The organism is Achromobacter sp. NPDC008082 (assembly GCF_042957345.1).
In the GTDB taxonomy this organism is placed as follows: domain Bacteria; phylum Pseudomonadota; class Gammaproteobacteria; order Burkholderiales; family Burkholderiaceae_B; genus Achromobacter; species Achromobacter kerstersii_A.
In genome coordinates this window covers 580698-593449 of record NZ_JBIBIB010000004.1, presented here as the reverse complement: position 1 = coordinate 593449, position 12752 = coordinate 580698, and the positions used below count along the sequence as shown (strand labels likewise).

Annotated in this window: 11 protein-coding genes; 6 read left to right on the top strand and 5 right to left on the bottom strand. The window is 66.0% G+C overall.

Annotated elements, in window-relative coordinates:
• Positions 1-285 precede the first annotated feature (285 nt).
• From ACFZAI_RS18810 to ACFZAI_RS18785, 6 genes are all read left to right on the top strand, one after another.
• On the top strand, positions 286-2331 hold the full coding sequence (locus tag ACFZAI_RS18810) for a TonB-dependent receptor (RefSeq protein ID WP_391568374.1): 2046 nt from the start codon (positions 286-288) through the stop codon (positions 2329-2331).
• A 52-nt stretch (positions 2332-2383) separates the two neighbouring features.
• The gene (locus ACFZAI_RS18805; RefSeq protein WP_391568373.1) at positions 2384-3436 is read left to right on the top strand and encodes a cobalamin-binding protein; all 1053 of its coding nucleotides are present in this window, start codon (positions 2384-2386) and stop codon (positions 3434-3436) included.
• A 317-nt stretch (positions 3437-3753) separates the two neighbouring features.
• Positions 3754-4563, top strand: coding sequence for a thiazole synthase (locus ACFZAI_RS18800; RefSeq protein WP_391568372.1), 810 nt, complete (start codon positions 3754-3756; stop codon positions 4561-4563).
• A complete protein-coding gene (thiD, locus tag ACFZAI_RS18795) occupies positions 4560-5402 on the top strand; it encodes a bifunctional hydroxymethylpyrimidine kinase/phosphomethylpyrimidine kinase (RefSeq protein ID WP_391568371.1) in 843 nt (280 codons plus the stop codon). Before ACFZAI_RS18800 ends, thiD begins: the two co-directional genes overlap by 4 nt.
• A 195-nt stretch (positions 5403-5597) precedes the next feature.
• Positions 5598-6278 carry a protein-L-isoaspartate O-methyltransferase gene (locus ACFZAI_RS18790; RefSeq protein ID WP_054421292.1) on the top strand — a complete coding sequence of 227 codons (681 nt, stop codon included), beginning with the start codon at positions 5598-5600 and terminating at the stop codon, positions 6276-6278.
• 80 nt (positions 6279-6358) lie between these two features.
• A complete protein-coding gene (locus tag ACFZAI_RS18785) occupies positions 6359-7690 on the top strand; it encodes a TolC family outer membrane protein (RefSeq protein WP_391568370.1) in 1332 nt (443 codons plus the stop codon).
• A gap of 7 nt (positions 7691-7697) precedes the next feature.
• Here ACFZAI_RS18785 and ACFZAI_RS18780 read toward each other — a convergent pair whose 3' ends face one another.
• The 5 genes from ACFZAI_RS18780 to ACFZAI_RS18760 form a co-directional block, all read right to left on the bottom strand.
• Positions 7698-8186: an adenylyltransferase/cytidyltransferase family protein gene (locus ACFZAI_RS18780; protein ID WP_315139681.1), complete on the bottom strand. Its 489-nt coding sequence runs from the start codon at positions 8184-8186 to the stop codon at positions 7698-7700.
• 66 nt (positions 8187-8252) lie between these two features.
• Positions 8253-9131 (bottom strand): ferritin-like domain-containing protein, encoded by an 879-nt coding sequence (locus tag ACFZAI_RS18775; RefSeq protein ID WP_391568369.1) that lies wholly within the window; start codon positions 9129-9131, stop codon positions 8253-8255.
• A gap of 181 nt (positions 9132-9312) precedes the next feature.
• A complete protein-coding gene (gene ubiB / locus ACFZAI_RS18770) occupies positions 9313-10866 on the bottom strand; it encodes a ubiquinone biosynthesis regulatory protein kinase UbiB (RefSeq protein ID WP_054421288.1) in 1554 nt (517 codons plus the stop codon).
• 3 nt (positions 10867-10869) lie between these two features.
• On the bottom strand, positions 10870-11508 hold the full coding sequence (locus ACFZAI_RS18765) for an SCP2 domain-containing protein (RefSeq protein ID WP_054421287.1): 639 nt from the start codon (positions 11506-11508) through the stop codon (positions 10870-10872).
• A gap of 188 nt (positions 11509-11696) precedes the next feature.
• On the bottom strand, positions 11697-12707 hold the full coding sequence (locus ACFZAI_RS18760) for a Tim44 domain-containing protein (RefSeq protein ID WP_391568368.1): 1011 nt from the start codon (positions 12705-12707) through the stop codon (positions 11697-11699).
• Positions 12708-12752 lie beyond the last annotated feature (45 nt).

Sequence of the window (12752 nt, the reverse complement as noted above, 5' to 3'; positions counted from 1 at the left end):
AACACTTGCTAGCCGCGTGCGAAAGGTAAACGGGAAACAGGAAGACGCCCGCCAGGGCCGCCGCGCCGCCCACAAGGCGGCCGCACACGTCCGGCGTCCAGCCTGTGCTGCCCCCGCAACGGTCCCCATGCGCGCTTTGCGCCCATGGCAGCCCGATACCGGCCAGTTCGATCGCCAGGAAGTTCATGCAATGCCGCCAGGCCGCTCACGGCCCGCCGCGGCGCGTGGGCGTCCTCCCCATCGTGAATGACCTGCGGGGTCGCGGGTCGCATCGAGGTTACGTAGATGAAAGCCCGCTCCATCCGGCGTTACGCCGGCGCCCTGCTCTGTTCCGCCCCGGCCATCGCCGCCGCTCAGCAAGCTGCCTCCCCCGCCCCCGAACTCGATACGGTCACCGTCACCGCCCAGCGCGTGCCGACTGACGGCCGCACGCTGCCGGTATCCATTTCGGTGATCACGGCCGAAGACATCGCCGCCAGCAGCGCCCGCACCATGCAGGACCTGCTGTCGACCCAGTCCGGTATCAACCTGATCAACACCAGCAGCTCGAGCGACAACGCGATCGTCGACCTGCGCGGCTTCGGCATTACCGGCGCCAGCAACACGCTGATCTTGATTGACGGCGTGAAGCAGAACACGAATGACCTGTCGGCCCCCAGCCTGGGCGTGGTGCCGCTGGACCAGGTGGAACGGATTGAAATCGTGCGCGGCAGCGGCTCCGTGCAATACGGCGGCGGCACGACCGGCGGCGTAATCAACATCATCACCAAGTCCGATTTCTCGAAAGAGCCGGTCACGGCCCGCGCCACGGCCACGTTCGGCAGCTACGGCCTGCGCCAGTACGACGCCGCGGTCGCCATGAACAACGAGAAGGTCGGCATTGACGCGTACATGCAGTCGCTGCACTCCGACGGCTACCGCGACCACAGCGGCGAGCGCCGCGAAGGTGGCGGCGGCGGCATCACCCTGCGCCACAGCGACGGCTCGATCCGCCTGTATGGCCGCACCACCACGCAAAAGCTGGAGCTGCCCGGCCCGCGCCTGATCAGCCCGTCGACCGGCGTGAACGAATTCCAGGACGACCCGCGCGGTTCGAAGAACGACGTCGACTACGTCAAGACCACGACCACCACCTTCGGCCTGCAAGTCGAGCAGGCCATTGGCGCAGGCACCTTGTACGCCGACCTGTCGACCCGCGAAAAGAAGCTGAACGGCCTGTCGTATGACGGTTTCGGCGACACGCTGCGCGACCAGAAGCTGGAAGAGAACATCGCCAGCGTGCGCTATCGCCTGCCGATCAACGGCGGCCACAGCATCGTCTTCGGCGCTGACGCGCAAGAATCCAAGACCACCGCTGACCAGAACGCCTATTACGATTTCGAACCGTCGAAGTGGCAGTCGCGCCAGCATCAGTACGGCCTGTTTGCCGAAGGCCAGATCCGCGCCACCGACAGCACCACCGTCACCGCCGGCGTGCGCCGCCAGTACGCGTCGGACGACCTGGACGTGCTGAGCGGTTCGGGCACCGCGTCCGACCGCAGCAACCACCTGACCGCCTGGCAGCTGGGCGTGCGCCAGGACCTGTCCGCCGGCTTTGGCCTGTACGGCAAGGTTGGCCGCAGCTTCCGCCTGCCCAATGCCGACGAACTGCTGTCGGTGCAACAGCCGCTGGCCCCGCAGACGTCCACTGACAAGGAAATCGGCGTGACGTGGCAAGGCGCCGCCAGCAGCGCCCGCCTGTCGTACTTCCGCTATGACCTGACCAACGAAATCCAGTACAACCCGCTGGCCGACGGCATGTGGGGCCCGGGCACCGGCGCCAACACCAACCTGGACCCGACCCGCCGCCAAGGCATCGAACTGGAAGGCCGCACCGCCCTTTCCAGCAGCGTCACGCTGGATGCGAACCTGACCTGGATGGAAGCACAATTCCGCTCGGGCACCTACGCGGGCGTGGACCTGGCGGGCAAGACCGTGCCGCTGGCGCCCAAGTGGCTGGCCAACGCCGGCGTGACCTGGCGCCCCACCGATGCGTTCCTGTGGAACGTGTCGGCGCAGTACGTGGGCAAGTCGCGCATGGACAACGACCAGGCCAACCAGTTTGATAAAGAGCTGGACGCCTACGTGCTGTTCAACACGAAGGTCGCGTACAAGTTCACGCGCAACATCGAAGGCGCCATCGGCGTGAACAACATCTTTGATCGCCAGTACGCCACTTACGGCATCCGTGGCGGCAACGCGTCGTTCGAAATGCTGGGCCCCGTCGCCAACTACAACCTGTACCCCGCGCCGGGCCGCAATTTCTACGCGTCGCTCACGTTGCGCTATTGATCGCGGACATCCGATATAGTCGGCGTTCTTCGCTGACGATATCGGCCCTTGCATGACTGACTCGCGCGCTTTTCCACGCATCGCCCCGGGGCTATTGATTGCCCTGGGTGCGCTGCTGGCAGGCCCTGCGGCCGCGGACGCTGGCCAGACGCCGCGGGAAGCGCAGTCTGGTCTGAGTTCGCAGTCTGGTCAAAGTTCGCAGCCTGGCCAGAGTCCGCAGCCTGGTCTGAGTTCGGAGCCTGGTCTGAGTTCGCAGCAGCAGCAGCAGCAGCAGAACCAGCAACGTCCCCACGCGAAAATCCAGGTCCAGGACGACCAAGGCCACACGGTCTTGCTGGCCGCCCCCGCGCGCCGCGCCGTCACCCTGGCCCCTCACGCGACCGAACTGGTCTACGCCGCTGGCGCAGGCGGCTTTGTTGTTGCCACCATCCGCGGCAGCGACTACCCCGCCGCCGCCCGCCAATTGCCCGTTATCGGCGACGGCACGCAGCCCGACGCCGAGCGCGTGGCCGGCGTGCGCCCCGACTTGCTGATCGCCTGGCAGCCCACCGCCGCAGAGCCCCTGGTGCGCGTCATGGACAAGCTTGGCGTGCCGGTTTTCTACAGCGACCCGCTGACGCTCGCCGCCATTCCTGACGCCGTCGAACGCATGGGCGTGCTGTTCGGCACTGAGGCAGCAGCGCAGCCGGCGGCGCAATCCTTACGCGACCGCCTGGCCGCCCTGAGCGCGCGCTATGCCGGCCGGCGCCCCGTGCGTGTTTTCGTGCAGGCCGGGCTGGACCCGATCTACACCCTGAACAACAGCAGCATCGTCAGCGACGCGCTGCGCCTGTGCGGCGGCATCAATGTGTTTGGCCTGGCGCCTGTCGTCGCCCCACAGGTCACGCTGGAAAATGTGCTGGCCGCCCGGCCGGAAGCGGTGCTGGCGGGCGTGAGCCGGCCCGAAGACACGGCCAAGAATCTGGCCGCCTGGCAGGCGCTGGGGCTGCCCGCCGCCCGCGCCGGCCATGTGTACGGCGTGGACGCCGACGCGCTGTACCGCCCGGGTCCGCGCCTGATCGACGCCGCGGAAGCGATCTGCGCCGACCTGGACCGCTTGCGCTGAGCGGAAGCAATCTGCGCCGGCCGGGATCGCCTGCCCTGAGCAGAAGCAATCTGCACCCGCCTGGACCGCTTGCGCTGAGCGGAACAGGCTTCGCTGCCCAGGACTGGCTGCGCTGACGTATCGCCCTTGTCGCCCGTATCGCCCCCGCATCACCCGTACCGCCTGTATCGCCCGTATCGCCCGCGATCTGCAAATAGTGGAACGCGCCATTTCACCGGCCGCGCCTGCCGCAGGGCATCGTGCTTTATGATTCGCATAGCAAAATCAGTCAGCCTCCGCGGGCTCCGCGCTTGCGCTCCCGCCCTTTGAACACCGCCATGACCACACAAGACACCCTCACCATCGCCGGGCGCGCCTATTCGTCGCGCCTGCTCGTCGGCACCGGCAAGTACAAGGACTTCGAAGAGACCCGCGCGGCGCTGGACGCCAGCGGCACCGAGATCGTCACGGTTGCCATCCGCCGCACCAACATCGGCCAGAACGCGGGCGAACCGAACCTGCTGGACTACGTCCCGCCGTCCAAATTCACGCTGCTGCCCAACACCGCCGGCTGCTACACCGCCGACGACGCGGTGCGCACCCTGCGCCTGGCGCGCGAGCTGCTCGACGGCCATGAGCTCGTCAAGCTGGAAGTGCTGGGCGACCCGCACACGTTGTTCCCGAACATGCCCGAAACCCTGAAGGCCACCAAGACGCTGGTCGACGAAGGGTTCAAGGTCATGGTCTATTGCACCGACGACCCCATCCAGTGCCGCATGCTGGAAGACATGGGCGCCGTGGCCGTGATGCCGCTGGCATCGCTGATTGGCTCGGGCATGGGCATCCTGAACCCCTGGAACCTGCGTTTGATCATCGACCAGGCCCGCGTGCCGGTCGTGGTGGACGCGGGCGTGGGCACCGCTTCTGACGCCGCCATCGCCATGGAACTGGGCTGCGACGCCGTGCTGATGAATACCGCCATCGCCGCCGCGCGCGACCCGATCCTGATGGCCAGCGCCATGAAGAAGGGCGTGGAATCCGGCCGCGAAGCCTTCCTGGCTGGCCGCATGCCCAAGAAGCTGTACAGCGGCGCGCCCAGCTCGCCCACCGAAGGGCTGATCACCGCCGGCCCGGGCGCGGCGAAATGAGTTCGCGCCAACAGGACGGCAACGCCCGTCCCATTCCCAATGCGCTCACCATCGCCGGCGTCGACCCGTCCGGCGGCGCGGGCATTCTGGCCGACGTCAAGGCCATGAGCGCGCTGGGCGCCTACGGCTGCGCCATCATTGCGGCGCTGACCGCCCAGAACACCCAAGGCGTCACCGGCATCTCGGCCGTGCCGCCCGCGTTCGTGGGCCTGCAAATCGACACGCTGTTCGCGGATGTGCGCATCGACGCCGTCAAGATCGGCATGCTGGGCCAGTACCCGGTCATTGAAGTCGTGGCCGAAAAGCTGGCCAAGTGGACCCCGGCCCATGTAGTGCTGGACCCGGTCATGGTCGCCAAAAGCGGCGACCTGCTGCTTGAGAACGACGCCGTGGGCGCGATGCGTGAAGCGCTGCTGCCGCAGTGCACGATGCTGACGCCCAACCTGCCCGAAGCCGGCGTGCTGCTGGAAGAGCGGCCGGTTGAGACCGTCAAGGAAATGCGCCGCGTGGCCGAGCGCCTGCGCAACAAGCTGGCGCATTCGGGCGAACGCTGGGTGCTGGTCAAGGGCGGCCACCTGCCCGGCAACGAGACCATCGACCTGCTGCACGACGGCGACCGCATGATCGAACTGCCCGGCCACCGCATCGAAACCGCCAACACGCACGGCACGGGCTGCACGCTGTCGGCGGCGCTGGCTGCGTTGCTGCCGCAAATCGGGGACGTGCCCGAGGCCGCGCGCCGCGCCAAGGCCTATCTGACCGAAGCCATCCGCCACGCCGAACGGCTGTCGGTCGGGTCTGGCCATGGCCCCGTCCACCACTTCCACGCGTGGTGGTGAACGCTGCCGTCTTTGGCTAGACGCGGGTGAACTGTGCACGTGAATCGCGGCGCTCTACGGAGCGCCGCGGTCATTTCCGGCCCGCAAATCAGACCCATTCCCGCCGTTGAAACATCTGCCGAATGGAGCCGCCGTCACAGGACGCTACGAATCGGTACAATGGCCGGCTGATTCCTCTGTTTTTTCCTGACCGTCATGAACGCTTCGACCCTGCCCGACGTAGAACAAGCCCGCTTCAATATGGTGGAACAGCAGATCCGCCCGTGGGACGTCCTGGACGCCAACGTGCTGCAAGCGCTGTTCGATGTGCGCCGCGAACAGTTCGTTCCGCCGGCCCTGCGCGCCCTGGCGTTTTCCGACCTGGAACTGCCGCTGGAAATCAACGCGGTCAATACGCGTCAGACCATGCTGGCCCCCAAGGTTGAAGCCCGCCTGGCGCAAGAACTGCAACTGACCAAGTCCGACTGCGTGCTGGAAATCGGCACCGGCTCCGGCTATCAGGCCGCGCTGCTGGGCTATCTGGCCCAACAAGTCACCTCGGTCGAAATCGACAGCCGCCTGGTGACGTTCGCGCAGCAAAACCTGCAAATGAACAACGTCACAAACGTCAAGGTCGAAACCGGCGACGCCCGCAATGGCTGGGGCTCCACCGAATACGACGCCATCCTGGTGACGGGTTCGGTGCCGGTTGTGCCCGACGCGCTCAAGTACCAGCTGCGCGTGGGCGGCCGCCTGGTCGTGATCGTGGGCCAGGCCCCCGTCATGACCGCCTGTCGCATCACCCGCACCACCGCTGCCAGTTTCGAAACGGTGAACCTGTTCGAAACCGTGGTCAAGCCGCTGCGCGGCGCCACGGTATCCCAGTTCAAGTTCTAAACCCCTAGCTTGCCGCCCCGCGCCTGCCCCCGCCGGGGCGTGGCGCATCGACGGGGCGGCCCGGCGTATCGTTGAAAATCATGCGCGTCCGATTGCTTACGGCTTTACTGGTTTTTACCTGCGCCGCAAGCGTCGGCCCGTCGCCCGCCTTTGCGCAGAACCTGATCCAGGTCTGGCAAGCCGCCCTGGGCAATGACCCGACCTACGCCGCCGCCCGCGCCAACTACCGCGCGGGGCTGGAAAAAGAGCCGCAAGCGCGCGCGCTGCTACTGCCGCTGATTTCCGCCGAAGCTGGCGGCGCTTACCAGGAAACCCGCAGCACCCGCGGGCTGGGTGTGGCCTACAGCGGCGGGCGCGGCGTGTGGGATCTGGCGCTGACCCAGCCTCTGTTCGATTGGGGCCGTTGGCAGAACTACGAGCAATCCAAGCTCATCGTGGCCGACGTCGAAGTGCAATTGCAGCAGTCCTACCAGGACCTGCTGCTGCGCGTCGCTGACGCCTACTTCAACGTGCTCTATGCGCAAGACACGCTGACCGCCACCGAGGCCGAAAAGGCCGCCGTTGCCGGGCAGCTGGAGTCCGCCAAGCGCAATTTCGAGCTGGGCAATTCCACCGTCACCGACACCTACGAGGCGCAGGCGCGCTACGACCTGGTGGTGGCGCAGGAACTGCGGTTGCAGAACGACCTGGACGTGCGCCGCGATGAGCTCGCCAAAATCATCGGCAAGCAGCCGGGCGCATTGGCGGAACTGCCGTATGGCGTGCAGCTGCCGTCGCCCCAACCCGCCCGCGTGGCTGACTGGAGCACGCAGGCTGAATCCTCCAGCCTGGAAGTGCTGCGCGCGCAATTGCTGACCCGCATCGCGGGCCGTGAAATCCAGATCGCCAAAAGCGGCCACTACCCCAGCCTGAACCTGCGCGCCACCAGCGGCAGCGCCAGCGACGCCGTCATGCGCAATGCCGCGCCGGGCAAGCCCATCGACAACACGATCGGCGTGGTGCTGTCGATTCCGCTGTATTCAGGTGGCGGCGTGTCGTCGCAAGTGACCGAGAAGGTGCAGCTGGAACAGAAGGCCCGCTACGACTTTGAAACTGCACGGCGCCAAGCCGTCCAGGCCGCGCGCCAGTACTACACCGGCGTCACCAGCGGGCTGGCGCGCATCCAGGCCTTGGAAGCGGGCGAAAAATCCAGCCGCGCGGCTGTGGAAGCCAACCGCACCGGCTACGAAGTGGGCGTGCGCATCAACCTGGACGTGCTGAACGCGCAGCAGCAGCTGTATGCGACGCAGCGCGATCTGGCGCTGGCGCGCTACAGCACGGTGCTGTCAGGGCTGCGTTTGAAAGCCACCAGCGGCATTCTGGCGGAAACGGATCTGGAAGCGATCAACCGGCTGCTGCGGGAACCGCGTTGAACGCCCGTCAGGCGCCCTGAATCTTCTTCACCAGCGCCGTTGTTGACCGTTCGAATTCAAACGGAATCGCCACTGCGCGGCCGCCCCAGGTTTTGACCAGCGCGGTCTCGGGCAGCTTTTCCATGTCGTAGTCGCCACCCTTGACGATCAGATCGGGCTTGAGCTCGCCGATCAGCGCTTCGGGCGTGTCTTCGTGGAATGACGTGACGACGGTGACAAAGCCCAGCGCGGCCAGCAGCGCGGCGCGGTCTTCCATGCGGTTCAGCGGGCGCTCGGCCCCTTTGCCCAGGCGGCGCACCGATTCGTCGGTGTTCACCGCCACCACCAGCGTCGCGCCCAATTGCGCGGCCTGATCCAGGTAGGTCGCGTGCCCGCGGTGCAGGATATCGAACACGCCATTGGTAAACACCAGCGGCCGCGGCAAGCGGCCAGCAGCGACGGCGGCGACGCATTCATCGCGGGAAAGGACTTTGGATTCAAAACGGGCGGCGGACATGCGGCGATTATATCCGCCCGTCCGCCGCCCGATGGCAGCCTGATAGCCGCCAATAACGCCTGAAACTCAGGCGCCGCCCAGGACGATCTTCTTTTCCTTGGGAACGATCAGCGCCGTCATTTCCTTGCGGTAACGGTTCAGGTCCTTCACCGTTTCGAAGCTGCGGTCCATCAGCTTGGACAAGATGTGCAGAATGCGCGAGGCGACCTTCTGCTCCCAGATGCCGTCAAAGCGGATCTGGGTGTCCAGCCAATGCTCCAGCCAGCCCGGCTCGGGCAGACGCGACTGCACCGTGTCGTTCGGGAACAAGTCCTTGTTCACGTGCAGGTTGGTCGGGTGCAGCGCCTGCTGCGTGCGGCCGGCCGAGGCCATCAGCACGCCAATCTTCGAGAACGCCAGGCGAGCTTGCTCGCTGGTGTCCTGGCCACGGTCATGCAGCGCGCGGCGCATGTATTGCAGGTAGGCGCCGGCGTGGCGGGCTTCGTCCTGCGCAACCGTTTTGTAGATGGCCTTGATGACGGGTTCCGTGTGCCATTCGGCGGCGCGGCGGTACCAGTGATTCAGGCGGATTTCGCCGCAGAAGTGCAGCATCAGCGTTTCCAGTTCGGGCGCCGCGTCGAATTCAAAGCGCACGTTGTGCAGCTCTTCTTCGGTGGGCACGAGATCCGGGCGGAAACGGCGCAGATACTCAATCAACACCAGCGAATGCTTTTGTTCCTCGAAGAACCACACCGACATGAATGCGCAGAAATCGCTGTCGCCGCGGTTGTCGCGCAGGAACATTTCTGTGGCCGGCAGGGCCGCCCATTCCGTGATGGCGTTCATCTTGATCGTGTGAGCCTGCTCGTCCGAGAGCTTGCTGCGATCGAAATCCCCCCAGGGGATGTCGTGCGCCATGTTCCAGCGCACGGCTTCCATGGTCTTGAAGAGTTCAGGATAAAGCATGGGTCTGCCCTTGTATTCGTCCCGCTTGTGGGGCGATAGAAATTAATGAATGGCGCGCGCGTCTCTTCGGCGTGACGCTGCATTCATCCACCGCAGCGCTATTTTTCGCCGTCTCCCGCGAAGCTATGATGACCGTTTCATGAATGAAACATGACAAGGTTCGTCTAGATCATCGCGCCGCCTACCGGGTCAAGGCCCATATTGCGACCCCGATCGCAAGAGCCAGCACCCCAACCAGCGCTGCAACCAGCCGGTTGTTCTGTTCCTGCGCCCGCCGCAGATGAATCATTTCGGCCAGCAGCGCGGGCGAAACGTTCGGGCGGCTCAGGTGGTCATGGACCAGCCTGGGCAAAGCGGGCAGCATTTGCGACCACTGCACCGCTTCTTTTTCCAGGCTTTGCCGCAGGCCCTTGAGTCCGACACGCTGGCGCATCCAACGTTCCAGATAGGGCTTGGCGGTCTTCCAGAGATCCAGGTTGGGATCGAGCTGTCGGCCCAACCCCTCGACGTTCAACAACGTCTTTTGCAGCAGCACCAGCTGCGGCTGGATCTCTACATTGAACCGGCGCGAGGTCTGGAACAGGCGGAGCAACACTTGCCCCAGCGAGATCTCGGACAACGGCCGGTCAAAGTACGGTTCGCAAACGGCGCGCACGGCGCCTTCAAGCTCTTCTTCGCGCGTGTCGGCAGGCACCCAGCCTGACTCGATGTGCAGTTGCGCCACACGCCGGTAATCGCGGTGGAAGAAGGCCAGGAAATTCTGCGCCAGGTAATTTTTGTCGAACTCGGACAGCGAACCCACGATGCCGAAGTCCAGCGCGATATAGCTGCCTAGCGTGCCAGGGCGGTCTGACACGTAGATGTTGCCCGGGTGCATGTCGGCGTGGAAGAAGCCGTCGGTGAACACCTGCGTGAAGAAGATTTCGACGCCCGTGCGCGCCAGCGTCGGGATGTCGATGCCGGCTTCGCGCATGCGTTCAACCTGGCCCACCGGCATGCCGTACATGCGCTGCATGGTGAACACGGTGGACGCCGTGTATTCCCAGATGACCTCAGGCACGATCAGCATGTCGCCGCGGCCCGATTCCGGGCCGAAGTTGCGGCGCAGCTGGCTGCAATTGGACGCTTCGCGCACCAGATCCAGCTCGTCGTGCAGGTACTTGTCGAATTCGGCGACCACTTCGCGCGGCTTCAGGCGGCGGCCATCGTCGCCCAGACGCTCGATGATGCGCGCCACGATCTTCAAGAGCGACAGGTCTTTTTCGATGATGCTCAGCATCCCCGGACGCAGCACCTTGACCGCCACTTCGCGGCCATCATGCAGCACGGCGAAGTGGACCTGGGCGATGGAGGCGGATGCCACCGGGTCCACGTCGAACTGCGCGAACAGTTTTTCGGGCGGCGCACCGAGGGCGGCCTCGATGCAGGCGGCGGCCTGCGCGGACGGGAACGGCGGCACGCGGTCTTGCAGCAGCGCGAGCTCGTTGGCGATGTCGGCGGGGATCAGGTCGCGGCGGGTGGAAAGCACCTGCCCGAACTTCACGAAGATGGGGCCCAGCGATTCCAGGGCCATCCGCAGGCGCTGCCCGCGCGGCTGGCGCGGACGCGTGCCCAGGCGGATGACGCGCAGCAGGCAAGTGGCCAGCGGATGGTTCAGACTGGAGAGCACGAGCTCATCCAGGCCATAGCGCAAGGAAACAACGATGATGCGAAGCAGGCGCAGCAGGGGAAACATGGATCAGGCGCCCCGCTTTGCGCTGGCCGAAGCCAGACGGGTTTGCAGGGCGGTGGCCGAACGCGTCAGCGCGTCGGTGCGAGCGTTCAGCTCGGCTAAATCCAGGCGCCATTGTTCCAGCGCGGGGCGGCCCACCAGCACGCCGCTTTCTTCGGCCAGATATTCCGATACGTTTTCCGCCAGGCGCGTGCCCACGGTGCGCGCGCCATTGGCCGCGGCCCGCGCGCCGCCCACGATGCGCAGGGCGGCGATATCGCCCACCACGCGGGCCAACGCGTCTTCGGGGTCGGGACGCAGCTGCTTGGACAGGTCAGCCACCACTTGGGCCAGCGCAGCGTCGCCCGAGATATGCGTGGCTTCGGCGAAGTCAGGGGTTTCGCGGTCAGCGCCCAGGCGCGGCAGCGGCAGCTTTTCAGGAGCCACGGTCAGCGTCACGTCGGGCACGACGGCAGGGTCAGCCTGGGCCGCGAGGCCTTCGCTATCGATCGTCAGGCCCAGCGTGAAACCGCCCAGGGCGAAGCGCACGGTCTTGCCGGCATGCCGCGCCAGACGCTCGCGCGCCCAGTCCTCGCGCCGCAACAGGGCGTTGAGCGCGCTTACAGCCAACCGCGAGGGAGTGGGCAGGAACGAAAAAGGCAGCATGACGGTCTGCAACACCGCGGGGCGGGGTTGCCGGAATTGGTGGGTAAATCGGGAGTGTAACGGGTTAGATGGGCGCGTGTTTAGCGCGAAAGGCACAAGGAAAAACCGGCCCTTGTGGGGCCGGTTCAAGCGGATGCCTTTCGGGCATCCGGCAACGGAGGACAGAGGCAGTCCCGGCCAGCCAGCGTTTAGCTGGCCAGATCCACCGGAATCTGCTGAATGCCAGCCAACAGCCAGCCGCCATTGGCAGGCTTGAACAGGTTCCAGACTTCTTCGAAGCGGAAGGCTTCGGTGCCGGGGGCCTCACGCAGCATGCCAGAGAAGCGCACGCTGGCCAGGTGGCCGTCGGACACGGTCTCGATGCCCAGCATTTCGGCGTTCAGCAGGACCACTTCGGTCTTGTTGGGGGCCGCGCCGCGCTCAGCCAGTTGCGGCTTGAGTTCGGTGATCAGGTCATCGGTCAGGAAGTCGCGCAGGCCATCGGTGCTGCCGCTGTCCCACACTGCCTGGATGCGAACGAACTGCTCCTTGGCTTGCTTCAGGAAGTTGGGCGTGTCGAAATCACCCGGCACGAACCAGTTGTTGTCTTCACCTGCCTTGGGCAGCACAGCCGGCGGCGCGACCGGTGCGGCGGCCACGGGTGCGGCGGCAGCGGCGGGCGCGGCGGCGGCCGGCTTCAGGGCTTCACGCCACATCGGCTGCGGCTGCTGGCCCGGTGCGTTGTTGGCGCCATTGAAAGCACCTTGCGTGGCCGTACGCGGACCCGCGCCACGCAGGCGGCGGATGATGAACATGACGGCGAAGACAACGGCGGCGATCAGCAGCGCGGAACCCAGGAATTCAGCGAAGGCGCCCGACAGGCCCATGCTGGACAGCAAGGCGGCGATGCCCAGGCCAGCGGCGATGCCTGCGATGGGGCCAAGCCAACGCGACGCGCCGCTCTTGGCGGCGGCGCCCGCGGCGCCAGCCGTGGCTGCGCCAGCGGCTGCCGGCGCGGCGGTGGCGCCCGCGGTGTTGTTCGCGGCGGCCGGCGGCGTGGTCGCCTGGCGCTGCTGGGTGACATTGGAGGATTGGCGGCCGACGCTGCTGCCGCCGCCTGCACGACGGGCTTCAGCGTCAAACGACGCCGTCACCAACGCCGCGCCGGAAACGGCGATGAGCGCCGCGGCGACAAACCGCGAAAGACAGAATTTGGTCATAGAGTTTGCTCCCTCGTACTCGCGCCCCCGCTGCCCCGAGCAGCT

Coding starts and splice junctions, on each gene's coding strand:
- ACFZAI_RS18810 (WP_391568374.1), top strand. CDS start 286: ATGAAAGCCCGCTCCATCCGGCGTTACGCCGGCGCCCTGCTCTGTTCC.
- ACFZAI_RS18805 (WP_391568373.1), top strand. CDS start 2,384: ATGACTGACTCGCGCGCTTTTCCACGCATCGCCCCGGGGCTATTGATT.
- ACFZAI_RS18800 (WP_391568372.1), top strand. CDS start 3,754: ATGACCACACAAGACACCCTCACCATCGCCGGGCGCGCCTATTCGTCG.
- thiD (WP_391568371.1), top strand. CDS start 4,560: ATGAGTTCGCGCCAACAGGACGGCAACGCCCGTCCCATTCCCAATGCG.
- ACFZAI_RS18790 (WP_054421292.1), top strand. CDS start 5,598: ATGAACGCTTCGACCCTGCCCGACGTAGAACAAGCCCGCTTCAATATG.
- ACFZAI_RS18785 (WP_391568370.1), top strand. CDS start 6,359: ATGCGCGTCCGATTGCTTACGGCTTTACTGGTTTTTACCTGCGCCGCA.
- ACFZAI_RS18780 (WP_315139681.1), bottom strand. CDS start 8,186: ATGTCCGCCGCCCGTTTTGAATCCAAAGTCCTTTCCCGCGATGAATGC.
- ACFZAI_RS18775 (WP_391568369.1), bottom strand. CDS start 9,131: ATGCTTTATCCTGAACTCTTCAAGACCATGGAAGCCGTGCGCTGGAAC.
- ubiB (WP_054421288.1), bottom strand. CDS start 10,866: ATGTTTCCCCTGCTGCGCCTGCTTCGCATCATCGTTGTTTCCTTGCGC.
- ACFZAI_RS18765 (WP_054421287.1), bottom strand. CDS start 11,508: ATGCTGCCTTTTTCGTTCCTGCCCACTCCCTCGCGGTTGGCTGTAAGC.
- ACFZAI_RS18760 (WP_391568368.1), bottom strand. CDS start 12,707: ATGACCAAATTCTGTCTTTCGCGGTTTGTCGCCGCGGCGCTCATCGCC.